Below are 23212 nucleotides of genomic sequence, written 5' to 3'. Positions count from 1 at the left end.
GACCATGAGTGAAATCCGACAGTTGCCGGTTCCTCAGGAAACCAACCGTCCCGTGCCTAAACGTATCGTGCGTCCGTGCGAATGGGGTCTTTGGGGTGCGGTGAACGACCTCGAAACGCAGCTCGGCTCTGTCGAGGCGTACAACCGCCTCTGCATCGCTGCCGAGCAGTTGAAGGCAAAGATCGACCGAGGCGATGGGAAGTCTCAGCATCCGATGTGGGCCACTGACCCGAAGATGATCTATCCGGCAGGAACCAACCATGACTGACCTCGAACTGCGGTTCTATATATCACTCAAGCTAATCGCCAAGGCGTATCAGACGCCCGCGCAGATCCGGCGCAACAGCGAGAAGCAATTCGGGCTGCCCTACGAGGAAGCGCTCGAATATGCCTACGAGAACATCCAGCAAGAGGCTCGCAACGCGATCAGAGGCGTGCGCATGCCGAAGCCGAAGAAAGGAGCCGACCATGACTGACAAGCTGACGGCCGGCCAGATCGTTGAAATCTGGAATCACGTCGAATGGAAGGATCTCAATCCGCTCGTGACTGATTTCCAGCGCTCATTGCTGATGCGCTTCGCGCGCGACATTGAGAGCGCCCTTCTCGACCTCGACGCCTCCCGGCAAGTCGAAATCGACGCCTACAAGCGCGAGGTGCGGGAATATCAGGCCGCGCTTGAGTCGATGGGAGCGCATCTTAAAGGGATGCTATCGATGCTATCGGATCATCATCGAACCTTGATCGAACAAGCCGAGGACCGTCTCCGTGGACGGTCCGCCGAAGATACGGTGGCCGCAAATGGGTTACTCGAAGTCCTAATCGCACATCCGATCACGCAACAGCCGAGCTATTGCGATATCCACTGCAAGAAGTTTTGCCAGAACTCGGTTCATGGAATGTGCGATGGGCCTCCCCCTCAGCAGTCGAGCGATGAGTGCCCGCATGGCATTGACGACGGAGCATGCAAGCATTGCTACCAAGAGGCGACGGAGCCGAGGGGTGAAGTGACGGACTGGTGGCCGATCGAAACCGCGCCGACTGATGTACTCGTTGCGGTCTTCTGGCTCGACAGTGAAGATGAGAAGAACCCGGAGCGCTACGACTTCGACATGCTCGAAGACGGATGTTGGCGCCAATGGACGGACCACTATGAATGGGCGCATTCGGTCGCGCCTGCCGGAAGTCTCATACCGCGTGAACGGCCGCCATATACGCATTGGAAACCGCTCGGCGTGCCGACTGATGCCCGCCCCCAAGGAAGCGAATGAAATGAAGATCACCGATGACATGCTGACGGAGTGGTTTCCGGCTGACGAATACGCCCCGGTTCACGAAGGCGAGTATGAGACGCGCACAACGTTATATCCGGTACCAGAACAAAGGTTGTTCGCTAATGGGCATTGGTGGAAGTTTTTGTCTGGCATTGGAAAATGCGAATCTGCATTCATCTCTTTTATCGGTGCCGAATTTCGCGGCCTGAAGGAGAAGTACCATGGATGAGCGAGAGATGAAGAAATGCGCGGAGTGCGGCATGTCGTACCGCGCTGGCGAGTATCACCCTTACGCAGCCTGCCTGATGTTCATGGCATGCCACAACGGCGATACCGTGCGCGGGAATCTTCAGGACGTGCTCGACACCGCCCTCCGCACCATTCCCGACAGGGACGCGGGCCTTGAGGATGCAGCCGTGCTCATGGAACAACGCGCGGCCGAGATTGAGGCGTGCGGAAACATGACCGCACACACGATGGCCCTCATCTATCGCGACGAGGCCGAGAAAATCCGCGCCCTGAAGACCACGCCGACCGCCGCATCGAGGGAGAAAGGAAATGGCTGAGATCGACATGAAGAAGCTGCGGGAGTTGGCGCAGAAGGCGACGCCCGGACCGTGGACCGTTGACACTGAATGCCTTGATGGTCATGGCCGTCTTTATGTATCCAAGGGGCAGCCGGACAATTTGCTCGGACGCATCCTCGAAGTATTCCAAAACTGCCTTGTGCGAAGTAAGCAGCGTATGGCGAATGCTGAATATATTGCTGCCGCCAATCCAGCAACCATCCTCGCCATTTGCACCCGCCTAGAAGCAGCGGAAAAAGATGCGGCAGAGAAAAAACTGAATTTGCTAAAGCTCCAGCGCTCCGGTCAGATGGCCGCAACAATGTCGCACAAACACATTGTCGTGATGCAGGCAGCTTGGATCGAATGGCAGTACGGCGAAGGTGCCGAAGGCGCGATGGAATGGATCGAAAACACGCTTGAAGGCCCCGGACTCATCCCGAATCCGGACGAGCCGCACTATCGCGAGGCCCAGGCGTATTTCGATATAAATCGAAGCCTGAAGCTCTACGACGAATCTCTCGACGCGGCTATCGACGCAGCCCTCGCGCAACGACAGGGTGAAGGATCGTGAGCGAGAAAACGAATATTGAGTGGTGTGATTCTACGTGGAATCCATGGGAAGGCTGTCAGAAGGTCGGTCCGGGCTGCGATCACTGCTACGCCGAAGCCCGCAATGCACGCTTCGGCGGCGGCTCGGCCGTGAACTGGGGGCCGGGCGCACCGCGGCGTCGCACGTCGGCCACGAATTGGCGTAAGCCACTCGCATGGAACGCCGCGCACGAGCGGTTCTTCGCCGCGCACGGCCGGCGCCAGCGCGTCTTTTGCGCGTCGCTCGCGGACGTGTTCGACAACGCAGTCGACCCGGCGTGGCGGAGAGACCTGTTCGACCTTATTGTAGACACGCCGAATCTCGACTGGCTCTTGCTCACGAAGCGCATTGGGAATGTTCAGCAGATGGTTCAAACGGCAACCCTATGCGACTTTCTTCCGTCGAACATCTGGCTCGGCGCGACGATCGTGAATCAGGCCGAGGCCGACCGCGACATTCCGAAGCTGCTCGCGGTGCCCGCGCGCGTGCGCTTTCTGTCGATGGAGCCACTGCTCGGCCCCGTGGACCTGCGGTTCCATATCTACAGCGAGCCAACCGGCAACTTTCGTACGCACGGCGACAAGCGCCAACTCGAACTACGCCGGCCGGCCGATGGCGGCCTGCATTGGGTGATCGCCGGCGGCGAAAGCGGTCACGGCGCGCGTCCGATGCATCCCGACTGGGCTCGAGCACTGCGCGACCAGTGCGCGGCCGCGGGCGTGCCGTTCATGTTCAAACAGTGGGGTAAATGGCGTCCCGGACTCGGAGCCTCGAATGAACAGATCGACACGGCGCGCACCGGCGGATGGGTGTCGCTCGACGGATCTTTTCACGACGGCAATGATGAACGTGCGTTTCGGCGTGGCGACGAGAACGTCATCCATCTCGCCAAGCATGCCGTCGGCCGCCTGCTCGACGGCCGCACGCATGACGAATTTCCTGCTACCGCTGGTCTATCTCTTGAGCGGCAACCATAAATCCATGCTCGAACGCTTCCTCCATTCGGTCGGAAAGCCATCGCCCGACAACTTTCGTTCCATCGATATAGACGTGCACGGGCCACTTGTCGGACATGGGATCGTATCCGGTCACCACCTCAACCTTGCAGCCCTTGTACTCGTCAGTTTGAACGTTTCGCACTCCGCTTTCCGTCTGGATCCGAGCCATGGTTGCCTCCATTTTTTGCGAAGGAAATCGTAGCATGAAGGAACGCCCTATCCTTTTCAACGGCCCGATGGTACGCGCGCCCCTCGACAACTGCGCGACTCAACGGAAGAGTTATCGAACCGTCGCATCATCTACCCGTCTTCGAGCCTCGTCTCTTCGGTACTCGATCGCCCGTTCGGGCGTGATGGTCACGCCGGCCGGCAGCATACGAATCGGCGACTCGCGAAACAGCACCTCGCCATCGCGCACGCGGACGATCGACATGCCGACCAGCACGCGCGGGCCGAGCGCATCGCCCTCACGCTCGATCGCCCCGATCTCAACGTCGTAGCCGCGGTACGTGAATCGCTCGAGCATGATCGGCCTCAACCGTAACGCGCGAGCCATTCAACGGCGAACGACCGCGCCCGTTCGACGGCCGCCTCTTCGGTTTCGTAAGCCCCGAGATTCTTGAATGATGCCTCCGGGTTGTAGCCGATGTAGGTGAATGTCACCTGTGATGCGAACTGGCCGTCTTCGGTCGCGCGCGGCATGCAGTCGACGTGGTAGCCGCGCATCGTGAACAAATGCTTCATTTGAATCAGATCATGAAACTAACCGGGAGATCGTAGCACTCCCGGGTTTCATGAATCTGACGGCGCGACGCGCGCGGGCGTCAGTGCTGGATTGAATTCACCGCAAGCCATACGCGGGACGCTGTCTCGCCCGTCAAAACACGAGCAAACGCAGCACCGCACGTCGAGCACTCGTAGTGCTCTTCCCGACATGCGCCTTGGAACACGCCGGCGCCGACCATTACGAGGTGCTTCGGCTTAACGACTGACGGTTTCCCGTGCAGGTCGACGCACTCTGCGCAAAGCGCGATCGTCTCCAGTTCCATGGCCACCTCCGTACTTTTTGAATTCGAATTGCAAGGGATCCTAGCATGCACGATCTCGCGACAACGCCTGGCCGTTCGGACAACGAGGCCAATAAAGAAATCGCGCTCACGCTTCATCAGGTGGCCGAACGCCTCCAACTGTCCTACAGCACGGTATTCGCAATGCGACATCAAATCGGATTTCGCCTTCCCGGCTCACGCCTCTGGCGCGTCTGGCCGTCTCGACTTGCCGGACTTGGAGAAAAACGCAACAATTTGACCCGGCTATCGCTACGGGTCGGTGGAGAAAATGGATGTCAATCCGTAGACGTAAAGGCTCCGGGGTCTGGTTTATCGACCTCCGCGCGCCAAGCGGCGAAAGAATTCGCCGCTCTGCTGAAACAACGGACAGGAGGGCAGCGCAGGAATACCACGACCGGCTGAAAGCCGATCTGTGGCGACAAGACAAGCTCGGTGAGGTGCCCGACCGCATTTTCGAAGAAGCGGCAATGCGGTTTTTGAAGCTGTGCGAAGGGCAACGAGACTATGCCGGCAAGGTTCGGCACGTTACATACTGGGGAGAGCAGTTCCTCGGACGATCAATCCGAACCATTACGGCTGACGACATTTTCGATGCTCTACCCACGCATCGCCTGATCAAAGGGAAGCCGGCGCGCCCGCTGGAGCCTGGGACACGAAATCGATACATCAACACCATTCGACGCATGTTGAATTTGTGCGTCGAATGGGAGTGGATCCATCGAGTTCCGAAGCTCCAGCGGTTCGAGGAACCGGACGTGCGCGTGCGCTGGGAGCCGCCGGAAGTCATCATGAAGATGATCAATGCGTTGCGCATCCCATGGATGCGCGATGCCGCGGTCGTCGCGATGGCGACTGGCATGCGTGAGTCTGAGTTGTTCGGTCTGCGGGTATCGCAGATCGATCTGGCTCAGTGCAATGCTTGGATCACGCACGAAGGGGCGAAGTCGAGACGGGCGCGCTCGGTGCCGTTGAACCAGGACGCCATGAGCGTGCTCAAGCGGCGCATGAAGACGGCGACGGATCTCGTGTTCACGCGGGAGTTCGCGCGGGGAGACGGGCCACCGAAGCTGATCGGGCAGATAGACAAGCGGGACTTCGCGCGGGCGTGCGAGGCGGCCGGAATGGAGGACTTCCACTGGCATGACCTGCGGCACACGTGGGCAAGCTGGCATGTTCAACGCGGGACGCCGCTGATGGTGCTAAAGGAACTGGGCGGATGGGAGACGATCGCGATGGTGCAGAAGTATGCACATCTGGCGCCCAGCCACCTGGCGCAGCACGCCGGCACGGTCACGTTTTGGGCACAGTCGGAAGGCGAGAAACAAAAAGCGCCGCTGTCGGAAGCGGCGCAAAGCCTTGCTGCATAAGGCTTTATACTGGCCCGCCCTACACGATTCGAACGTGTGACCTACGGCTTAGAAGGCCGTTGCTCTATCCGACTGAGCTAAGGGCGGTCGCCAAGGAAGAAAATCACGGCAAGCGCCGCGCTTTACACTGCGGGAGGCTGCCGGAGACCGCAGACAGCCATGAAAAACGTCCCGCCACGAACTCGGCAAAAAACCGAGCCAGTAATTATACCCGATCGCTTCGCGGAAGCGATCGGAAACGCCAATTGCAGATCAAACCGGCTGCGCGTGGAACATGAACCAGCCGAGACAGAACAGCCCCGCGAGCACGCAGTACAGGCCGAACGACGCAAGCCGCCCGCGCCCTTCGAAATAACGCATCAGGAAACGCACGCTCAGATATGCTGCAATCGCCGTCAGCACGCCGCCCAGCAACGCGTCGGCGAGCTGGTCGGGCGCATGGAAAAGCTTCGGCAATTCAAGCAGCCCCGCCGCGAAGATGATCGGCGTGCCGAGCAGGAACGAGAATTCCGCCGCCTTTTCCGCAGTGAGTCCGGCCGCGTTGCCGGCGATCATCGTCAGGCCGCTGCGCGAAAACCCCGGAATCAGCGCACCCACCTGCGCGAGGCCGACGAAAAACGCCTGCTTGAACGTCAGCTTTTCGGGCGGCTGGTGCGCGCGTGCGCGCTGGATGCGGTCGCCGAGCCACAGCAGGATACCGTTGACGATCAACGCGAACGCGACGATCCGCAAATCGTGAAACACGCGCTCGATGCGCTTTTCGAGCAGCAGCCCGACGAGCCCCGCCGGAATCGTGCCGATGATGAGCGCCCACATCAGATGGCCCTCGTCGTTCTTGCGCCCGTTCAGCGATGCGAAGAAACCGGCGATCAACGCGATCCAGCGCTCGCGGAAGTACCACAGCAGCGCGAACGCAGTGCCGAGGTGCAGCGCGACGAGGAACGGCAGCAGTTGCGGCGCGTGCTTGTCGATGTGCATGCCGAACAGCGCGGGCACGAGGAGCGTATGCCCCAGGCTGCTGACGGGAAAGAGTTCGGTGACGCCCTGCAGGACGCTCAGAAATACCAGAAACCAGAGGCTCACGCGTCGGTCCTTTTATCGGAGAGGGTTAAGCGAGGAGAATCGACGGAAACGGCGTCGCGCAGATGGCCGCGCCGCCCGAAAAAACCGCGCCCCGATTATGCCGAGCGAGAATGACCGCGCCAAGGCGTTTGGCGCGAATCGGGCACCTGGCTAACAGCCAGATACACTTTTAATGCAAATGAAAGAAAAACGAAAGTGAACTGCTGCGCATCGCGACAGTGCTTTCAGGACGAAAGGCGGCGAATCAGCGGCCGACTTTGTAAAAGAACAACACGGTGCTGCCCGTAAACATGCCGAACAGCGTAAGGGCCATCGCAGTTGCCAGATCCATGTTCGCTCCTTGTTGGGACAGATCCGGCGCTATCAACATGACCGGTTCGCGTCATTGTCCTTACGGTTTGCCGTTTTTGACATTCTCGATTTCCCGCATGCGCACTTTCCATTCGCCGCGCGCGGGTCACCTCTGCCGCACCGATGCGCACGCCCCGCGCCACGGCGATTCCGCTATCCTTGACGACCTATCTTGGAGAACATCGACGCCTGCCACCATGCCCTCTTTCCAGAATCAGGACATCCTCGAGCTCATCGACGGCGCGTCGCTCGCGCGCATCGCACCCGAAGCGGGCGGCCGGCTGCTGTCGTGGAGTATCGGCGACGCGAGCATTGTCTTCTGGCCCGATGCCGCAGACTGGTCCAATCCCGCGAAGATCCGCGGCGGCAATCCGCTGCTGTTCCCGTTTCTCGGCCGGCATCGGGCCGACGGGCGAATCGGCTTCTGGCGCGACGGCGCGGGCATCGTCCGCGAGCTGCCGATGCACGGCTTCGCGCGCGATCTGCCGTTCGATGCGCAAGCGGATGCCGACGGTCGCGGCGTCACGCTGACGCTCGGCAGCAGCGATCGCACGCGCGCCGGCTACCCGTTCGATTTCCGCTTCGCCGCGCGCTACCGGCTCGTCGACGAGCGCACGCTCGACGTCGCGCTGACCACGACCAATCTCGGCGACACGCCACTGCCGCACTACGCGGGACACCATTTCTATTTCGCGCTGCCGCACGCCGAGCGTGCGTCGACCGTGCTCGAGCTGCCGCCGACGCAGCGGCGCCGCCAGCTCGACGACGGCTCGATCAGCGCGCCCGAGCCTGGCTCGTCGCGCTACACGCTAGACGATCCGGCCATCCTCGACCGCTTCCACTGCCTCGACGGCATCCCCGCCGAGCCGGTGCGCGTACTGATGCCCGGCCGCCGGCACGCGATCGACATCGACCTGAACCGTCCTGGCTCGGCGCCGTGGTACGCGGTGACGACCTGGACGGAGGCGCCCGGGTCGGACTTCTATTGCGTGGAGCCATGGCTCGGCCTGCCCGACGCGATTCACAACGGCCTCGGCTTGCGGCGCGTCGCGCCGGGCGCGACGGAAACCGCTGCGCTGCGTATCCGCGTGACGCCGCTCGCCTGACGCGCCCCCGACGTCGGCTTGCCCGCAAGACGCGGCGCGGCGGCCCGCGCGAGCGGCTGCCGCGCCGCCCCGCTCCACCCGCACGCATCCTTCCGGGCAAGCGCGTTCGGCGCCCTTGCCGCCCCGAAACGGCGAGCCCGCCGCCGAACCCGTTAAAATCAGACGTTTTTGTACCCGCCGCCGCGCACTGCCGCGGCGGCGCCTTGCGAGGTTCAATGTTGCTGAAAACAACGAGACGGCTCGTCGTCGCATCGCTAGCCGCGCTGCTCGCCGCGTGCGGCTCGGCGCCCGTCGGCCCCGGCTTCTACCGGGTCGAGCGCGGCGACACGCTCTCCCAGATCGCGCGATCGAACCGCCAGTCGGTCGCGAACATCGTCCGCTGGAACCAGATCACGAATCCCGACGCGATCGAAGTCGGTCAGGTGCTGCGTGTCGCGCCGCCGGCCGGCTCCGCGTCGACGTCGGGCGCGACGGGCACGACGGGCGCGTCGCGCAGCCCGAGCCGCCCGGCGCCCTCATCGCCCTCGTCGCCCGCGCCTTCCGTGAAACCCGCGTCGAGCATCTCGCTCGTCTGGCCCGCCGCCGGCAACGTGATCCGCTCGTTCGACGGGGCGAAATCGAAGGGCATCGACATCGCAAACACCGCCGGCACGCCCGTCATCGCGGCGGCGGCCGGCACGGTCGTCTACGCGGGCAACGGCCTGCGCGGCTACGGCAACCTGCTGATCGTCAAGCACAACGCCGACTTCCTGACGACGTACGCGCACAACCGCACGCTGCTCGTGAAGGAAGGCCAGACGGTCGCGCAGGGACAGAAAATCGCGGAGATGGGCGATACCGACAACGATCGCGTCGCGCTGCACTTCGAGCTGCGCTACGGCGGCCGCTCGATCGACCCCGCGCGCTACCTGCCGTCGCGCTGACGCAGCGCGACGCGCCCCGCGCACAACGCGACGTGCGCGTTCCGGCGCGAGCCGGGCAATCGGATCAAGAGAACGATCAGCGTTTGCGCAGCCGGCCGTGCAAACGGCCGGACAGCGGATCGACGTGGCATGCGAACGCCACCAGCGCGCCGATCCCTATCACGCTGAGCCCCGTAGCTATCAGAAGCAGGTCCATGGTCGTATCTATCGTTGGTGAAACGATCATACGCAGCATTTGTGGTTTACGCATGAACGCGCCTTCTAGGATCGACCCTAACGGGCAAGCGTGCGCCCGGCGATTCGGTGTACTGTGCATCGAAACGGCGCACGAAAAAACGATCGGAGACGCACGATGCTGCCCCATGCCGCCCATTACGCCGAGCTCGTCGACCGCTTCGCATGGCGCATTCCCGCGCGCTACAACATCGGCGCCGACGCATGCGACAAATGGGCGGACGGCAGCGGCCGCGTCGCGCTGATTCACGAACATGCGGACGGCGTCATTGCGCGCTACACGTTCGACGAACTGAGGAGCAGCTCTAATCGGCTCGCGAACAGCTTCGCGCGCGCAGGCGTGAAACGCGGCGACCGGATCGGCATCCTGCTCGCGCAAGGCCCGGAAACGGCGATCGCCCATCTGGCCGCCTACAAGCTCGGCGCGGTCGCGGTGCCGCTCTTCACGCTGTTCGGCGCGGACGCGCTCGAATTCCGCCTCGGCGACAGCGGCGCCGTCGCGGTCGTCACCGATCGCGCCGGCTACGAGAAGATCGCGCCGCTGCATGCGTCGCTGCCATCGCTCGCGACGGTCTACTGCACCGGCGGCGCGCCCGATCTCGCCGAGCCCGGCGTGCTCGCATTCGAAGCGGCGCTCGCGGCCGAATCGGACAAGTTCCAGCCAGCGGACACGTCGGCCGACGACCCGGCGCTCATCATCTATACGTCCGGCACGACGGGCAAGCCGAAGGGCGCGCTGCACGCGCACCGGGTGCTGCTCGGCCATCTGCCGGGCGTCGAGATGTCGCAGAACCTGTTTCCGGCGCGTGCGCGCCTGTTCTGGACGCCCGCCGACTGGGCGTGGATCGGCGGGCTCCTCGACGTACTGCTGCCCTCGCTGCATCACGGCGTGCCGGTACTCGCGCGACGCTTCGAGAAATTCGATGGCGCGGCCGCGTTCGAGCTGCTCGCGCGGCACGGCGTCACGCACGCGTTCCTGCCGCCGACCGCGCTGAAGCTGATGCGTGCGGCCGTCGCGCAGCCTCGCGAGCGCTATGCGCTCGCGCTCGAATCGGTGGCGAGCGGCGGCGAGTCGCTCGGCGCCGAGCTCGTCGCATGGAGCCGCGACGCGTTCGGCGTGACGATCAACGAGTTCTACGGTCAGACCGAATGCAACGTCGTGCTGTCGTCGTGCGGCGCGCTGTTCGAGCCGCGCGTGGGCACGATCGGCAAGGCGGCGCCCGGGCATCGCGTCGCGATCGTCGACGATGCCGGCAACGTGCTGCCGCCCGGCGTCGCGGGCAACATCGGCGTGCGCGCGCCCGACCCCGTGATGTTCATCGGCTACTGGCACAAGCCCGATGCGACGCGCGAGAAATTCGCCGGCGACTTCCTGCTGACGGGCGACGTCGGCATTGCCGATGCCGACGGCTTTTTCCGCTTCGTCGGCCGCAACGACGACGTGATCACGAGCGCCGGTTACCGGATCGGCCCGGGGCCGATCGAAGACTGCCTGCTCAAGCACCCGGCCGTGCGGATGGCAGCCGTTGTCGGCGTGCCGGACCCGACCCGCACCGAAATCGTCAAGGCGTTCGTCGTGCTGAACGCCGGCTACGAAGCGAACGACGCACTCGCACGCGAGCTGCAGGCGCACGTGAAGACACGGCTTGCCGCGCATGAATATCCGCGCGCGGTCGCATTCGTCGACAGCCTGCCGATGACCGCGACGGGCAAGATCATCCGCCGCGCACTGCGCGACGCGTGACGCGTGCGATACGTGACATGCGCGGAGCGACCGGGCCGCGCTCCGCGCATGCCGCTCGAACGCCCCATCGGCACACGCACGCCCTGATCCTCGCACGCCGCCGCCCGCCGCGAAACTCGTCCGAACGGCCGAGTCTCGCCGGCCGTTCGAATGGTTTATAGTGGCGCTCACTGTCGGTTCCGTCACATCACACCATGTCTTCGAACACCCCATCCCCCGACTCGCCCAGCCCGCTCTATCTGAACCTGCTCGGCGAAACCGCGAAGATCGACTGGTGCGATCTCGAGCGTTTTTTTGCGCAAGGCAAGCTGCTGTCGGTCGCGCGCGATCTCGATCTCGTGAGCGTCGCCGAAGCGATCGCAAGTGACGACAAGGAGCAGGTCACGCGCTGGCTGTCCGCGGGGCATGTCGAGCGGATGCAGGCCAGCACCGCGCAGGATTACTCGACGCGCAATCCCGAGCTGTGGGCGGTCGTCGTATCGCCGTGGGTGTGCGTGCAGGAACGCGCGTAACGCAGCGATGCACGCCTCCTCCACTTCCGCGCAAGCGGGCGAAGACCCCGAGCCGCGCCAAGCCGCGAACCGGCATCGGCGCGTTCTCGGCCTCGCGTTGCCGATCATCGCCGCGAACCTCACGCAGCCGATTCTCGGCGCGGTCGACACCGCCGTCGCCGGTCACCTGAACGGCCCGCAATATCTCGGCGGCGTCGCGCTCGGCGGCCTCTTCTTCAACTTCGTGTACTGGGGCTTCGGCTTCCTGCGAATGGGGACGACCGGGCTCGTCGCGCAGGCGTTCGGCGCGAACGACCTCGCCGGAATCCGCATCAACGTGCTGCGCGCGCTTCTGCTTGCGTTCGCGCTCGGCGCGGCGGCGCTCGCGCTGCAAGCCCCGCTTCTCGGCATCGCATTCGCCGCGCTCGGCGGCAGCGATGCGGTGCGCGCGACCGCGCTCGAATACGCGCACGCGCGGATCTGGGCTGCACCGTTCGCGCTCGCGAACTACGTCGTGCTCGGCTATCTGCTCGGCGTGCAGCGCGTGCGGCTCGCGCTCGTGATCCAGATATTCGTCAACGTCGTCAACATCGGCGCCGTGCTGCTCTATGTGTACCGCTTCAATTGGGGTGTCGCGGGCATCGGCGCCGCGACCGCGACGGCCGACATCGCGGGCTTCGCGGCGAGCGCGCTGCTGCTGCGCTGGCTGAGCCCGCGCGGCCTCGCGAAGGTCGGTCGCGCCGAGCTCCTCGATCGCGCGGCGCTCGCGCGTCTCGTCGCCCTCAATCGCGACATTTTCATCCGCACGCTGTGCCTGCTGTCGGCGTTCGGCTGGTTCGCGCATCTCGGCGCGCGGCAAGGCGACGCAACGCTCGCGGCCAACGCGCTGCTCCTCAATTTCCAGACCTTCATGGCGTATGCGCTCGACGGCTTTGCGCATGCGGCGGAGGCACTCGTCGGCGCAGCGGCCGGCGCGCGCAATCGCGATGCCTTCCGGCAAGCGCTGCGCACGACGTTCTTCTGGGCGGGAATCGGCGCGCTCGCGTTCGCGCTCGCCTATTGGGGCGCAGGCAACTGGATCGTCGCGCAGCTCACCGATCAACCATCCGTCCGCAGCGTCGCCGAGCGCTATCTCCCGTGGGCCGCGCTCTCTCCGGTGATTTCCGTCTGGGGCTTCATGCTGGACGGCGTGTTCATCGGCGCGACGCACACGCGCGCGCTGATGCGGGCGATGGCGACATCGTTCGCGCTGTTCGTCGCTGCAACGCTCGCGCTGGTCGGCCCGTTCGGCAATCACGGGCTCTGGATCGCATTGCTCGTGTTCATGGCCGCGCGCGGCGCGACCCTTGCGCGCCATCTGCCGGGGCTCGAGCGAGCCATCGCGCAAGACGCGACGCCGGCAGCGCGCACCGCCGGCTGACGCGCATCTCGCTCCCGCCCGGCCCAAAGGCGCCAATCCGCGTCACGCATCGGCCGACGACGACGGTCCGCGCGGCGGGCACGCGCTATTAGCCGAATCGCGCCGCCACCGCGGCACGCTCGAATACGGGCAAGGGCGGGCACATGCCATCCGCCCGGCTGAAGGCAAACGCGCTCACAACGCGCCTTCCGCTTGCCTCCACGTACGCCGCCGCGATCGCGGTTATTTCGCTGGCGTCGCAGCGGCTCCGCCCACGCCGGGCTCGCCGAGCATCGGCGGCGGCGTCATGTCGGTCGGCACGCCCTGATAGTCGGGCGGATCTTGCGGCGGCGTGCCGCGGCGGCCCTGTCTGGGATCGTTCGCGCAACCGGCAAGCACGGCCGCCACGAGCGCGGCGATGACAATGCGAGTCATGGATTTCCTCGGAATGATCGGTCGATCGCGCCCCGGTTCTCGCCGGATAGCGCCCGGCGAGTCTACCGGAAATCGGCGCGCGATGATGCCGACGCGCGCCTTCGTGTCCGCGTCGGCATGTCCTACTATGTAGACGTGGCGCTATGTCCGTTTGAAAGGAGGGCTGCCATGGATGCCGAATCGATTGCGGGCCTGATCGGCCTGGGTATCGGGCTGCTGGTGCTCGTCAGCTTGTCGGTGTACGAATCGCGCGAATACAAGCGCGCGCACAACGGCGAAGGCATGATCCATCACTGGATGGCCGAACATCACCTGCTCGACTGGCGGCGCAAGCACTGACCGACCGCCTCACTTCCGCCGTCTCACGGATGACGAACGCAAACGCGACGCCGCGCGTGAAAACGCGCGGCCCGCTTGCGTGGGGTGCGAATGCGCCCGTTCGAAATCGCCGCCGATCTTCACCCGCAGCCGGCGGGAAAGACGCTGTTTGCGCACCGGAATGCGCGCAACCGCAGCGCGCGCTGTCGTTTCGATTCGATGAACGGTTGCCGATAAAAAACGGCACATCGATACAATCGCCGTGCCGTCTGACGTGCGGACCGATTTCCGCTCGCGCCGGGCAGCGTCAGCGCGGCAGCGGATCGTTCAGGAAGTGGCGCGCGTAACGGGCGTTGATGTCCGACAGGCGGAACAGCGTGAGGAAGTCCGCGCAATTGAAGTCGGGATCCCACGCGGGCGCGCCGCAGATCTTCGCGCCGAGCCGCAGGTAGCCCTTGATGAGCGGCGGCGGCGCGACCCTCACACCGGTCTGCAACTCGTCGACGGGCAGCGGCGTGTGCGGAAACGCGCGATACTCGGGCGCCGTCAGCGCATCGCCAAGCGATTGATAGAGATTCGCCGCATAGTGGCCGCCGTCGGCCATCGACACGCTCGCGCAACCGAGCATCGTCTCGTAGCCGTTTTGCAGCATGTAGGTGCCGAGCCCCCCCCAGAGCGCCATGATCACGGCGCCGCTGCGATAGTCGCGATGCACGCACGAGCGGCCGACCTCGACCATCTTCGAGCGCAGATGCGTGAGACGCGACAGGTCGAACTCGCCCTCCGCGTACAGGCGGCCGACACGCGCCGCCTGATGCGGCGGCAGCACGCGGTAGGTGCCGACGACCTTCAGCGTGTCGAGATCGCGCACGAGCAGGTGATCGCAGTACGGGTCGAACGGATCGACGTCGAGGCCCGCCGGGCCGCTCACGTGCGCGCCCATTTCCTCGGCGAACACGCTGTGGCGCAGCCGCTGCGCTTCGCGCAGCTCGTCTTCGGTGCGCGCCCACGCGGCGCGCAAGCGGAACTCGGCGGTGACCGTCTCGGCCGCGCGCGGCAACCGGCGGCGCGGCAAGTCAAGGGGTAGCGAGGCAAATGGGAGCGTAGGCGTCGGCAGTTCTCGCATTAGGCTTTCCTGGTCGTAAGGAAGAAGACGACATGCCCGCCAATGTAGTAACCGGCCGTGACGCTTACGTGGCAAAACGGTGTCCATTCGGTGACGTGTCGCCGATTTGACTTTAGCAGAAAGCAGGAAACGGCGTTTGATTGCGACCCAATCAGACTAGATCGGGCGAAATGGCCGCGCGCAGCACGGTCTGCCCATTGCCTTCCCGCGCGCGGCTCGAAAGCCACAGCAGCCCGCCCTTCTTGACGCTCCAGCTCTCGTCCGAGCCGGCGAGCAGGTGCGCGGCCACGCTGCCGAGCGTCGGCTGATGCCCGACGACGACGACCGTCGATGCGATCCCGTCCGGCCAGCCGGCCGCAGCGAGCACGTCGTCGGCATCGCAGCCGGGCGCGAGCTCGTTCGCGGTCCGATAGTGGTCGGTCAGCGCCTCGGCCGTCTGCACGGTGCGCGCGGCGGGGCTCGCGAGCACCGTCGCATGGCGCTCGATGCGCGCGCGCAGCCACTTCGCGACGGCCTGCGCGTCCTTGCGGCCGCGCGCGGTCAATTGGCGCGCGAGGTCGGTGCTTGCGTAGTCTTCGGCTTCGGCATGTCGCCAGAGAATCAGGTTCATCACGAGACGCCTCCAGAATGAGCGGAGCCGCACGCTGCGGCTTCGCGACACGGCGGTCGAGATGCCGCGACATTCGCCATTGTTGCGCAATCTGCACGCATGCGCGAACGATTGCACGCGGAGATTGACCCGATTTAGGCAAGAGCGATACAATTGTTGATTCCTCGGAGCGTAGCGCAGCCTGGTAGCGCATCTGATTTGGGATCAGAGGGTCGTAGGTTCGAATCCTATCGCTCCGACCACTATACGAAAAGGGTTCCACTGCGGGGTTCCGCTGCGGAGCTTCTTCACGAAAAAAGCCCGGCCGGCGTCCAATCAAGACGCCTCGTCAGCCACGACAAAGCCCGCGCCCTGCGGGCTTTGTCGCGCCTCGGCCCGGCGCGACGCCTCCATCGCCAGTTTCTGAGTCAAGTCAATTTCCCCCGCAATGCAATACGCCAACATTAAGGCGAGCACGAAGGGAGAACACAGGAATGAGCTGGCATTGCCATGTAGCGCGTGAATTGGCGCATATCGAGGCAGCGATCGGGCTCCTCGAGAAAACGAGAAAGGAATTCGCCAACAACACGGTGGTGTGCGATCCCGCATACTGGCGGCTCAGGCTCAATACGATCCGGGGACGCCTTGACGAAGACCGCGCGCTAGAACGCCGGATGAGCGAACTCCTGGCTCGCGTCGATCGACTCGAAGCGAGGAACCCGCATCGAGAAAGCGACGACGCGCTGGCATGAAACGCCGGATGCGGCTCGCGGGCGAATAGCGAAAGCGTCTCGTGCAGCTTATCAGACATGAAACGGCACATCGAATGTCCTCGTCGGTCACTCGATCACGCTGTTGCGATCCCCCTTCAACAGCATCTGCGGCACCTGGCCGAACCGATACGTGCCGCTCGCGGCGTCGAGATCGAACACCCAGACGAGATCGAAGCGATCGTCGGGCCATGTCTGCGGCACCGTCTGCTTGCCGAGTGGAAGCGCGTCAGCGATCGCCGGAATGTCCTCGTGCTGCCACGCGATCAGCACGCATCCGCTGCTCGCGACGGCCGCCTGCGCCAAGTCCTTTTCCTGACCTTTCGTATAGGCATCGCTGATCGCGAGCCCGAGCTTGTGCGCGAGCGGCGTGATCGTGTCGATCGGACGCTTGCTCTTCGCATGCTTCGCGACCGCCGCCGCGAACAGCCAGTCGGGCGTCGCGAGATCGGCGTGCTGCAGCGGGCCGCGGCTCGGCGCAAACAACACCGCGAGCGCGCCCGCGCGTTGCCAACCGGGCACGGTGAGCGCCTCGACGTCCTGCTCGCCCTTTGCGTTCACGCCGTATGGCGCGCCGTCGCCGGTCGGTTTCTCCGCATGCCGGATGATCATGATCTTGTGGGCAATCGGGCTGGCCATTGCGTGTCCTCCTGGTCGTTGTTCGTGGACGGCGGGCGAACGTCGCGCGATGAGAACGTCCGCCGTCATCTGTGATAGCAAGCGAATCCGGCAAACGCAATGGAATCCCGCCGCTCGCGGGCTGCTCACGGCTCACGCGTCGCCGCGCGACCGGGAGGCGCGCGCGGCGCGTCGTGCGAGCGTCGGATCGCCATCCGCCGCCAGTCCGGCCATCGGCCGCCGCCGCAAGCCGCGGAACATGGCAGCGGCAGCGGCGCTCGCGCGTGCGTCGGCCGCGTAGCGGAGCGCGGCGATCGCCGCGAGCGCGACGAGCAATCCGGCCAGCACGTCGACGAGATAATGACCGCCCTGCGTCGGCGTCGACGCGATCATCCCGCCGTTGAGAAACAGCGCGAACGGCGCGACCACGCGCACGCGCCGCAGCGCATATGCGAACAGCACGCCGAGCACCGTGTGAAACGACGGCAGCGACACCATGCCCTGCAGTGCGGCCAGATCGATGACGCGCAGCGTTCCGTCGCGCAATCGCACGAAATCGCTCACGCCCGACAGCGCGACCGGATCGATCACCCGGAAATGCAGGAACGCGCTCGCCGCCGGAAACGGCGTCGAAATCAGCAGCACCACCATGCTCGTCAGCATGAAGAGCGTGACGAACTCCGACAGCTCGGCGTCGCGTCTCGTCAAGCCCAGCCAGATCGCTATCCCGATCAATTGCCACTGCGCGCTGTCGTACGCGAACGCGAGCGCGCGCCGCAGCGCCGGATGCGCGCGAATCCGCTCATAGACGGCGGGCCAGTCGAAGCCGAGACGGGCGTCGAGGCGGATCAGCGTGCCGTCGATCAGCGGTGGCCGCAAGGTCACGCACAGGTAGGACAGGATGCCCGCCGCCGCGACGAACGCGGCAAGGAGTGCGAGCCACGCGAACGTTCGGGCGGCCTCGCGATAGCGAAAACGCGCTGCGACGTCCGCGTAGCGCGGCACGCGTGCGACGCCGCCCAATACGAGCGAGAACGCCGCGCAGACGGCAATCGCCCGCGCGGCCACGGCGGCGCCGGCCCCTTGCAACGCGTAGCCGCCCGCGCGCAGCCACACAGCGTCGACGAGCGCCACCGCCGCGCACAACGCTGCGCCGACGCCATAGCGGCCCATCGCGAGCGTGCGGCGGCGCGAGTTGTCGAAGGGGGCGGTGTCTGCGCGATGCGTCATGAATTCACTCTCGTCGGGCGGCTGGCCGCGCCCGGCGGCTCCCGGCATGGCTCCAGCGGTTCGCCGCGCACGGCGTGCCCGAAGCGGGTCCGATGCCGGCGAAAAACGGCCGCTCAGGCGGGCGCGTCGCCCATCATAGATCGTCGGTCGCATGTGGGTCGATCATCGCCTACGCGCATGTCGCCTACGCGCATGTCGCCTACGCGCACACGTCACCCAAGCGCAGCCCCCGCCTCGTCGCGAGCCGCCGCGCCCGCATAATGGTGCGCCCGCCCAGCGCACGTGCATCGGACGCGTCCGCGCCACGCCGCCTGCGCATGCCGGGCGTTTTCGCTATCATCGGGCAAACGGCGCCGGCAAGCCGCGCCCGAACCGCAAGGTTCGAAAGAAAAGCCGTTCGAAAGGACCGCGCCTGCAATGCCGCGCCTTTCCCGCCCGACTCCGACCGAACGGCCCGCCTCGGGCCGTCGACAACCCGCCGCCTGCCCGGCGAGCGCCATCGCATGAACCACTCACTCCGCCCGATTGTTCGATTGCTGATCCCGATCGCGACGCTTGCGACCGCGTCGTCCGCGTACGCCGACTCACAAGCGCTCGACGCCGCACTCGACTGCTCATCGACAGGCCACGCGTTCGTCGCGCCGCTCGTCGCCAGCGGCGCGATCCGCTCGCAGCCGATGCACGTCGAAGCGAACTCGATGAATGCATTCCGCACGAACCGTTCGCTGACCGCCTACGGTTTCCCGATCTACGTCGTGCTCGGCTATCAGGAGAACGACCCGCTCTTCACGCATGGCGACGGCGAGCCGATCGGCGACTGGGCATATGGCGTCGTCGTCCGGGGCTCGATGCAAGCGGTGGAGGCGAAGGTGCGCGAGGCGGGCAGCCGGGCGGTCGTCAAGGATGCGTTTCCGTTTCTGACGGCGATCGTCTGCACGTCGCCGTGAGCGCGCCGGCATACGACGGCCGACAGCCCAATGCGCGGGCCGGCCCGCCGCGCGGCCTGGCCGCGCCGCCCGCCGTGCGGAGGCGCCGCGGGCGGCGCAACCGGATCACGCGCCCGTATAGACGACGCGATACGGAATGCCGACCTTCTCCCACTCGGCAGCCTCCTGACTGAGGCTGTAGTCGGTGAGCGGATTCTGCTGGACCCACGCGCTCGGCAGGTGCACCTCGTAGCCGCCCTTTTTCATCTGCGCGACGCTGATGTCGGGCAGGCCGGCGTCGTTCCGGCGCCGGCACAGCAGCGACGCGAGGCGCAGGCAGAACAGCAGCGGCCATTCGACTTCGCGCGACTGCGACAGCTTGCCGAGCTTGCCCGCGTGCCCGAGCACGAGCGCGGCGAGCCGCGCCTGGTCGGTGCGCGAGAAACCCGGCATGTCGGCGTTGCTCGCGATGTACGCCGAATGCTTGTGGTACGCGCTGTGCGAAATCGACAGCCCGATCTCGTGCAACGCGGCCGCCCAGCCGAGGAACGTGCGGCTTTCGTCGCGAGCCTCGCCTTCGGGCTCGTCGAGCTGGTCGTAGAAACGCGCGGCGAGCGTGCCGATGCGCGCCGCCTGCGCGCGATCGACGCCGTAGCGGCGCGTGAAGCCGTCGACCGTCACCGCGCGCATGTCCTCGTGCTGCGTGCGGCCGAGCAGGTCGTACAGCACGCCCAGGCGCAGCGCGCCGTCCGTCGTGTCGACGTAGTCGATGCCGAGCTCCTCGAACACCGCGAGCATGATCGACAGCCCGCCCGCGAGCACCGGCACGCGATCGGGCTTCAGCGCGACGAGCTTCAGCCGGTTCACGTTCTCGGCCTTGATGAGCGCGCGCTTCAGGCGCTCGAGCCCGCCGCGCGAGATGCCGTGCGACACGCCCGCGTCGTTGAAGCCGTTCGCCTCGACGAGCTCCGCGAGCGCGCGCGCGGTGCCGGACGAGCCGATCGCCTGATCCCACCCCGCCTTCTTGTATTCGCCGGAAATGATCTGGATTTCGCGCTTCGCGGCGAGCTCGGCCTGGCGCATCGTGTATTCGTCCACGTTGCCGGCCGGAAAGAACGCGCGGCTGTGACTCACGCAGCCAATGTAGAGGCTCTCCATCACGAGCGGCATGTAGTGCTGGCCGATGATGAACTCGGTCGAGCCGCCGCCGATGTCGACGACGAGCCGCTTGCCGGTGTTCGCCGGCACCGAGTGCGCGGCGCCCGCATAGATGAGGCGCGCTTCCTCGCGGCCCGCGATCACCTCGATCGGAAAGCCGAGCGCCGCCTCCGCCTCGGCGAGAAACTCGCCGGCGTTCTTCGCGACCCGCAGCGTATTGGTCGCGACCGCGCGCACGTGATCGGGATGAAAATCGCGCAGCCGCTCGCCGAAGCGCTTGAGCGCCTCCCACCCGCGCTCCTGCGACGCGCGATCGAGCATCTTGTCGCGGGACAGGCCCGCCGCGAGCCGCACGGGCTCGCGCAGCGCGTCGACGGGATAGATCTGGCTGCCGGCGGGCGTCTCCTCGACGCGCCCGACAATGAGCCGGAAGCTGTTCGAGCCGAGATCGACGGCAGCCAGTAGATGCGGGGATGTAACCATCGAGGGGGCTCCGTTCTCGCCTGGTGCGTGCAGGCGATGCTGCGCGCACCGAAAAGATCAAAGGCGCCATTTTAAGCGCTGCGCGCCTTCCGGTGTCGGCCGCGAGCCGGCCGACACATGCTTTCATTGTATCCAGAGGACGCTTTTATGAAATCCCAGGTTTTCGAGCGTATGATTTGCCGACAAACATCAAACTGTCATCAGCACGTCATCGCACCGTGAGAATTTCCGAGCGACCTTTCGAGTCTGCGCCTGACCTTCCGTATTCTCTGCCGATGTCCCTTCGTTATCCGCTTCTGAATCGCGAGCTCGGCATCCTCGGCTTCAACGAGCGCGTGCTCGCCCAAGCCGCCGATCCGCACGTCCCGCTCCTCGAACGCCTGCGCTTCATCTGCATCACGAGCAGCAACCTCGACGAATTCTTCGAAGTCCGGATGGCCGGCCTTCAGGAGCAGATGCGCGACAATCCGGGCGCGCTCGCGCCGGACGGCATGTCGCTGCAGCATGTGTACGACCTCGTCGTCGAGCGCGCGCAGCGGCTCGTGCACCGGCAGTACACGATGCTGCACGAAACGATCCTGCCCGCGCTCGAACAGGAAGGCATCTATTTTCACGGCACCGAGACATGGAGCGACGCGCAGATCGAATGGGCGCGCCGCTATTTCTTCGACGAGCTGCTGCCCGTTCTCACGCCGATCGGCCTCGATCCCGCGCATCCGTTCCCGCGCGTGCTGAACAAGAGCCTGAACTTCGTGATCGAGCTCGAAGGCCGCGACGCGTTCGGCCGTCAGGCGGTGATGGGCATCGTGCAGGCGCCGCGCGCGCTGCCGCGCCTCGTGCGCGTGCCGCAGGAACTGTCGGGCTTTCAGCACGGCTTCGTGCTGCTGAGCTCGCTGATGCAGCGCTTCGTCGGCGAGCTGTTTCCGAAGCTCGTCGTCAAGAGCTGCAACCAGTTTCGGATCACGCGCAACAGCGAGCTCTTCGTCGACGAGGACGAAATCACGAACCTGCGCGTCGCGCTGCAGGGCGAGCTGCCCGCGCGCCATCTCGGCAATGCGGTGCGGCTCGAGGTGTCGGCCGACACGCCGCCGCATCTCGTGCGGCGCCTGCTCGACGAAAGCGGCCTGACCGAGAAGGATTGCTATCGCGTCGACGGCCCCGTCAATCTCGTGCGGCTGATGCAGTTGCCGGATCTCGTCGACCTGCCCGAGCTCAAGTTCACGCCATTCCTGCCGGCGATCCCGCCCGCGGTCGCGAACGCGCCGTCGATGTTCGACGCGATCGATCGCGGCGACATCCTGCTGCACCACCCATACGAGAGCTTCCAGCCGGTGCTCGAACTGCTGCAGCAGGCGGCGCGGGACCCGAGCGTCGTCGCGATCAAGCAGACGATCTACCGCACGGGCACCGATTCGCCGCTGATGGACGCGCTGATGGAAGCCGCGCGCAACGGCAAGGAAGTGACGGTCGTGGTCGAGCTGCTCGCGCGCTTCGACGAGGAGACGAACATCAACTGGGCCGCACAGCTCGAATCGGTGGGCGCGCACGTCGTGTACGGCGTCGTCGGCCACAAGTGCCACGCGAAGATGATGCTGATCGTGCGCCGCGTGACGCAAGGCGGCAAATCAATGCTGCGCCGCTACGCGCACCTCGGCACCGGCAACTATCATCCACGCACCGCGCGCGTCTACACCGACTTCGGATTGATGACGTCGGAGCCCACGATCTGCGAGGACGTGCATCACGTGTTCCAGCAATTGACGGGCATCGGCGGCGAGCTGAAGCTGCACGAGATGTGGCAATCGCCGTTCACGCTGCACCCGCGGCTGATCGAGCACATCCGCGCGGAAGCCGGGAACGCGCGCGCCGGCAAGCGGGCACGGATCGTCGCGAAGATGAACGCGCTGCTCGAGCCGACCGTGATCGCCGAACTCTACGAGGCGTCGCAAGCCGGCGTGAAGGTCGACCTGATCGTGCGCGGCGTCTGCGCGCTGCAGCCCGGCGTGCCGGGGCTGTCGGAGAACATCACGGTGCGCTCGATCGTCGGGCGCTTTCTCGAGCACCATCGGATCTATTACTTCCACGCGGACGGTGAAGAGCTCGTCTATCTGTCGAGCGCCGACTGGATGGATCGGAATCTGTTCCGTCGTGTCGAAGTCGCGTTCCCGGTGCGCGAGCGCAAGCTGAAGCGCCGCGTGATCGCAGAAGGGCTGTCGGTGTTCCTCGGCGACAACCAGTCCGCGTGGCTCATGCAGAGCGACGGCCACTATCGCCGCCGCCGTGCGGGCAAGGCGCCGCGCAACGCGCAGCTCGGGCTCCTCGCGAAATTCTGCTGACGGGCGGCGGCGCGGCGCGTTTTCCGC

The 23212-nt window shown here is 65.3% G+C and carries 26 protein-coding genes and 2 tRNA genes; 18 read left to right on the top strand and 10 right to left on the bottom strand.

Going from position 1 to position 23212, the window contains the following annotated elements; translation table 11 throughout:
- The first annotated feature begins 4 nt into the window (after positions 1-4).
- From WS92_RS34895 to WS92_RS17525, 7 genes are read left to right on the top strand one after another with little or no spacing between them, the layout of a single operon-like run.
- A complete protein-coding gene (locus WS92_RS34895; protein ID WP_141668049.1) occupies positions 5-268 on the top strand; it encodes a hypothetical protein in 264 nt (87 codons plus the stop codon).
- Positions 261-476 carry a hypothetical protein gene (locus WS92_RS17545; RefSeq protein WP_059929525.1) on the top strand — a complete coding sequence of 72 codons (216 nt, stop codon included), beginning with the start codon at positions 261-263 and terminating at the stop codon, positions 474-476. The genes WS92_RS34895 and WS92_RS17545 overlap by 8 nt, the downstream gene beginning before the upstream one ends.
- Positions 469-1269, top strand: coding sequence for a hypothetical protein (locus tag WS92_RS17540; RefSeq protein WP_059929528.1), 801 nt, complete (start codon positions 469-471; stop codon positions 1267-1269). Before WS92_RS17545 ends, WS92_RS17540 begins: the two co-directional genes overlap by 8 nt.
- 1 nt (position 1270) lies before the next feature.
- Complete coding sequence (locus WS92_RS34890) at positions 1271-1501, top strand: hypothetical protein (RefSeq protein ID WP_141668048.1); 231 nt, start codon at positions 1271-1273, stop codon at positions 1499-1501.
- Positions 1494-1838 carry a hypothetical protein gene (locus WS92_RS36650; RefSeq protein ID WP_231755880.1) on the top strand — a complete coding sequence of 115 codons (345 nt, stop codon included), beginning with the start codon at positions 1494-1496 and terminating at the stop codon, positions 1836-1838. The genes WS92_RS34890 and WS92_RS36650 overlap by 8 nt, the downstream gene beginning before the upstream one ends.
- Positions 1831-2412, top strand: coding sequence for an ead/Ea22-like family protein (locus WS92_RS17530; protein WP_059929530.1), 582 nt, complete (start codon positions 1831-1833; stop codon positions 2410-2412). Before WS92_RS36650 ends, WS92_RS17530 begins: the two co-directional genes overlap by 8 nt.
- Positions 2409-3407, top strand: coding sequence for a phage Gp37/Gp68 family protein (locus WS92_RS17525; RefSeq protein ID WP_059929532.1), 999 nt, complete (start codon positions 2409-2411; stop codon positions 3405-3407). The genes WS92_RS17530 and WS92_RS17525 overlap by 4 nt, the downstream gene beginning before the upstream one ends.
- Before the next feature lie 301 nt (positions 3408-3708).
- On the opposite strand, the gene WS92_RS17515 is transcribed toward WS92_RS17525, so the two are convergent.
- Positions 3709-3954: a hypothetical protein gene (locus WS92_RS17515; RefSeq protein WP_059929622.1), complete on the bottom strand. Its 246-nt coding sequence runs from the start codon at positions 3952-3954 to the stop codon at positions 3709-3711.
- 8 nt (positions 3955-3962) lie between these two features.
- Positions 3963-4172 (bottom strand): hypothetical protein, encoded by a 210-nt coding sequence (locus tag WS92_RS17510; protein WP_059929534.1) that lies wholly within the window; start codon positions 4170-4172, stop codon positions 3963-3965.
- 598 nt (positions 4173-4770) lie between these two features.
- Between WS92_RS17510 and WS92_RS36645 the strand changes: the two genes are divergently transcribed.
- On the top strand, positions 4771-5865 hold the full coding sequence (locus tag WS92_RS36645) for a tyrosine-type recombinase/integrase (protein ID WP_059929536.1): 1095 nt from the start codon (positions 4771-4773) through the stop codon (positions 5863-5865).
- A 10-nt stretch (positions 5866-5875) separates the two neighbouring features.
- On the opposite strand, the gene WS92_RS17495 is transcribed toward WS92_RS36645, so the two are convergent.
- Together WS92_RS17495 and WS92_RS17490 are read right to left on the bottom strand one after the other, a co-directional pair.
- Positions 5876-5952 (bottom strand) — tRNA-Arg (locus tag WS92_RS17495).
- A gap of 165 nt (positions 5953-6117) precedes the next feature.
- Complete coding sequence (locus WS92_RS17490; RefSeq protein WP_006026372.1) at positions 6118-6948, bottom strand: undecaprenyl-diphosphate phosphatase; 831 nt, start codon at positions 6946-6948, stop codon at positions 6118-6120.
- Between the two features lie 548 nt (positions 6949-7496).
- Here WS92_RS17490 and WS92_RS17480 point away from each other — a divergent pair.
- From WS92_RS17480 to WS92_RS17460, 5 genes are all read left to right on the top strand, one after another.
- Entirely contained in the window at positions 7497-8405 is a 909-nt protein-coding gene (locus WS92_RS17480; RefSeq protein ID WP_006026370.1) for an aldose epimerase family protein, read from the top strand.
- Between the two features lie 215 nt (positions 8406-8620).
- Positions 8621-9328 (top strand): peptidoglycan DD-metalloendopeptidase family protein, encoded by a 708-nt coding sequence (locus tag WS92_RS17475; protein ID WP_015600304.1) that lies wholly within the window; start codon positions 8621-8623, stop codon positions 9326-9328.
- A gap of 352 nt (positions 9329-9680) precedes the next feature.
- Positions 9681-11306, top strand: a complete 1626-nt coding sequence (locus WS92_RS17470) for an acyl-CoA synthetase (protein ID WP_059929538.1) — start codon at positions 9681-9683, stop codon at positions 11304-11306.
- 194 nt (positions 11307-11500) lie between these two features.
- On the top strand, positions 11501-11818 hold the full coding sequence (locus WS92_RS17465) for a DUF2288 domain-containing protein (protein ID WP_059929541.1): 318 nt from the start codon (positions 11501-11503) through the stop codon (positions 11816-11818).
- Between the two features lie 7 nt (positions 11819-11825).
- Positions 11826-13217 carry an MATE family efflux transporter gene (locus tag WS92_RS17460; RefSeq protein ID WP_015601994.1) on the top strand — a complete coding sequence of 464 codons (1392 nt, stop codon included), beginning with the start codon at positions 11826-11828 and terminating at the stop codon, positions 13215-13217.
- Positions 13218-13439: 222 nt separating this feature from the next.
- On the opposite strand, the gene WS92_RS17455 is transcribed toward WS92_RS17460, so the two are convergent.
- The gene (locus WS92_RS17455; RefSeq protein ID WP_059929542.1) at positions 13440-13631 is read right to left on the bottom strand and encodes a hypothetical protein; all 192 of its coding nucleotides are present in this window, start codon (positions 13629-13631) and stop codon (positions 13440-13442) included.
- 168 nt (positions 13632-13799) lie between these two features.
- Here WS92_RS17455 and WS92_RS17450 point away from each other — a divergent pair, with 168 nt between their 5' ends.
- Positions 13800-13970: a hypothetical protein gene (locus WS92_RS17450; RefSeq protein ID WP_004191316.1), complete on the top strand. Its 171-nt coding sequence runs from the start codon at positions 13800-13802 to the stop codon at positions 13968-13970.
- A gap of 286 nt (positions 13971-14256) precedes the next feature.
- Here the strand turns inward: WS92_RS17450 and WS92_RS17445 are convergent, their stop codons facing one another.
- Together WS92_RS17445 and sixA are read right to left on the bottom strand one after the other, a co-directional pair.
- The gene (locus WS92_RS17445; protein WP_006026364.1) at positions 14257-15075 is read right to left on the bottom strand and encodes a GNAT family N-acetyltransferase; all 819 of its coding nucleotides are present in this window, start codon (positions 15073-15075) and stop codon (positions 14257-14259) included.
- A 151-nt stretch (positions 15076-15226) separates the two neighbouring features.
- The gene (gene sixA / locus WS92_RS17440) at positions 15227-15685 is read right to left on the bottom strand and encodes a phosphohistidine phosphatase SixA (RefSeq protein ID WP_009911942.1); all 459 of its coding nucleotides are present in this window, start codon (positions 15683-15685) and stop codon (positions 15227-15229) included.
- A 165-nt stretch (positions 15686-15850) separates the two neighbouring features.
- On the opposite strand from sixA, the gene WS92_RS17435 reads away from it, so the two are divergent.
- A tRNA-Pro gene (locus WS92_RS17435) sits at positions 15851-15927 on the top strand.
- Between the two features lie 231 nt (positions 15928-16158).
- Positions 16159-16416 carry a hypothetical protein gene (locus tag WS92_RS17430; protein WP_015601862.1) on the top strand — a complete coding sequence of 86 codons (258 nt, stop codon included), beginning with the start codon at positions 16159-16161 and terminating at the stop codon, positions 16414-16416.
- A gap of 87 nt (positions 16417-16503) precedes the next feature.
- On the opposite strand, the gene WS92_RS17425 is transcribed toward WS92_RS17430, so the two are convergent.
- Positions 16504-17073, bottom strand: coding sequence for a hypothetical protein (locus WS92_RS17425; RefSeq protein ID WP_009911939.1), 570 nt, complete (start codon positions 17071-17073; stop codon positions 16504-16506).
- Positions 17074-17205: 132 nt separating this feature from the next.
- Positions 17206-18282, bottom strand: a complete 1077-nt coding sequence (locus tag WS92_RS17420) for a phosphatase PAP2 family protein (protein ID WP_059929626.1) — start codon at positions 18280-18282, stop codon at positions 17206-17208.
- 503 nt (positions 18283-18785) lie between these two features.
- Between WS92_RS17420 and WS92_RS35870 the strand changes: the two genes are divergently transcribed.
- On the top strand, positions 18786-19229 hold the full coding sequence (locus WS92_RS35870) for a hypothetical protein (protein WP_009911936.1): 444 nt from the start codon (positions 18786-18788) through the stop codon (positions 19227-19229).
- 105 nt (positions 19230-19334) lie between these two features.
- On the opposite strand, the gene ppx is transcribed toward WS92_RS35870, so the two are convergent.
- A complete protein-coding gene (ppx, locus tag WS92_RS17410; protein ID WP_059929544.1) occupies positions 19335-20849 on the bottom strand; it encodes an exopolyphosphatase in 1515 nt (504 codons plus the stop codon).
- A gap of 275 nt (positions 20850-21124) precedes the next feature.
- On the opposite strand from ppx, the gene ppk1 reads away from it, so the two are divergent.
- On the top strand, positions 21125-23185 hold the full coding sequence (gene ppk1 / locus WS92_RS17405; protein ID WP_006026357.1) for a polyphosphate kinase 1: 2061 nt from the start codon (positions 21125-21127) through the stop codon (positions 23183-23185).
- The last annotated feature ends 27 nt before the right edge of the window (positions 23186-23212 follow it).

It is taken from the genome of Burkholderia sp. MSMB1588 (genome assembly GCF_001546925.1).
Classification (GTDB): domain Bacteria; phylum Pseudomonadota; class Gammaproteobacteria; order Burkholderiales; family Burkholderiaceae; genus Burkholderia; species Burkholderia humptydooensis.
The sequence above is the reverse complement of the archived record's forward strand: the minus strand, read 5'-3'. Positions and strand labels throughout refer to the sequence as shown.

What these genes read in the sequence shown, in the direction of transcription:
- WS92_RS35870 (WP_009911936.1), top strand. Translation starts at nt 18,786, where the DNA reads ATGAACCACTCACTCCGCCCGATTGTTCGATTGCTGATCCCGATCGCG.
- WS92_RS17510 (WP_059929534.1), bottom strand. Translation starts at nt 4,172, where the DNA reads ATGAAGCATTTGTTCACGATGCGCGGCTACCACGTCGACTGCATGCCG.
- WS92_RS17480 (WP_006026370.1), top strand. Translation starts at nt 7,497, where the DNA reads ATGCCCTCTTTCCAGAATCAGGACATCCTCGAGCTCATCGACGGCGCG.
- WS92_RS17465 (WP_059929541.1), top strand. Translation starts at nt 11,501, where the DNA reads ATGTCTTCGAACACCCCATCCCCCGACTCGCCCAGCCCGCTCTATCTG.
- WS92_RS17545 (WP_059929525.1), top strand. Translation starts at nt 261, where the DNA reads ATGACTGACCTCGAACTGCGGTTCTATATATCACTCAAGCTAATCGCC.
- WS92_RS34895 (WP_141668049.1), top strand. Translation starts at nt 5, where the DNA reads ATGAGTGAAATCCGACAGTTGCCGGTTCCTCAGGAAACCAACCGTCCC.
- WS92_RS17515 (WP_059929622.1), bottom strand. Translation starts at nt 3,954, where the DNA reads ATGCTCGAGCGATTCACGTACCGCGGCTACGACGTTGAGATCGGGGCG.
- WS92_RS17470 (WP_059929538.1), top strand. Translation starts at nt 9,681, where the DNA reads ATGCTGCCCCATGCCGCCCATTACGCCGAGCTCGTCGACCGCTTCGCA.
- ppx (WP_059929544.1), bottom strand. Translation starts at nt 20,849, where the DNA reads ATGGTTACATCCCCGCATCTACTGGCTGCCGTCGATCTCGGCTCGAAC.
- sixA (WP_009911942.1), bottom strand. Translation starts at nt 15,685, where the DNA reads ATGAACCTGATTCTCTGGCGACATGCCGAAGCCGAAGACTACGCAAGC.
- WS92_RS17540 (WP_059929528.1), top strand. Translation starts at nt 469, where the DNA reads ATGACTGACAAGCTGACGGCCGGCCAGATCGTTGAAATCTGGAATCAC.
- WS92_RS36645 (WP_059929536.1), top strand. Translation starts at nt 4,771, where the DNA reads ATGTCAATCCGTAGACGTAAAGGCTCCGGGGTCTGGTTTATCGACCTC.
- WS92_RS17455 (WP_059929542.1), bottom strand. Translation starts at nt 13,631, where the DNA reads ATGACTCGCATTGTCATCGCCGCGCTCGTGGCGGCCGTGCTTGCCGGT.
- ppk1 (WP_006026357.1), top strand. Translation starts at nt 21,125, where the DNA reads ATGTCCCTTCGTTATCCGCTTCTGAATCGCGAGCTCGGCATCCTCGGC.
- WS92_RS17445 (WP_006026364.1), bottom strand. Translation starts at nt 15,075, where the DNA reads ATGCGAGAACTGCCGACGCCTACGCTCCCATTTGCCTCGCTACCCCTT.
- WS92_RS17430 (WP_015601862.1), top strand. Translation starts at nt 16,159, where the DNA reads ATGAGCTGGCATTGCCATGTAGCGCGTGAATTGGCGCATATCGAGGCA.
- WS92_RS17450 (WP_004191316.1), top strand. Translation starts at nt 13,800, where the DNA reads ATGGATGCCGAATCGATTGCGGGCCTGATCGGCCTGGGTATCGGGCTG.
- WS92_RS17420 (WP_059929626.1), bottom strand. Translation starts at nt 18,282, where the DNA reads ATGACGCATCGCGCAGACACCGCCCCCTTCGACAACTCGCGCCGCCGC.
- WS92_RS17530 (WP_059929530.1), top strand. Translation starts at nt 1,831, where the DNA reads ATGGCTGAGATCGACATGAAGAAGCTGCGGGAGTTGGCGCAGAAGGCG.
- WS92_RS17460 (WP_015601994.1), top strand. Translation starts at nt 11,826, where the DNA reads ATGCACGCCTCCTCCACTTCCGCGCAAGCGGGCGAAGACCCCGAGCCG.
- WS92_RS17475 (WP_015600304.1), top strand. Translation starts at nt 8,621, where the DNA reads ATGTTGCTGAAAACAACGAGACGGCTCGTCGTCGCATCGCTAGCCGCG.
- WS92_RS17425 (WP_009911939.1), bottom strand. Translation starts at nt 17,073, where the DNA reads ATGGCCAGCCCGATTGCCCACAAGATCATGATCATCCGGCATGCGGAG.
- WS92_RS34890 (WP_141668048.1), top strand. Translation starts at nt 1,271, where the DNA reads ATGAAGATCACCGATGACATGCTGACGGAGTGGTTTCCGGCTGACGAA.
- WS92_RS36650 (WP_231755880.1), top strand. Translation starts at nt 1,494, where the DNA reads ATGGATGAGCGAGAGATGAAGAAATGCGCGGAGTGCGGCATGTCGTAC.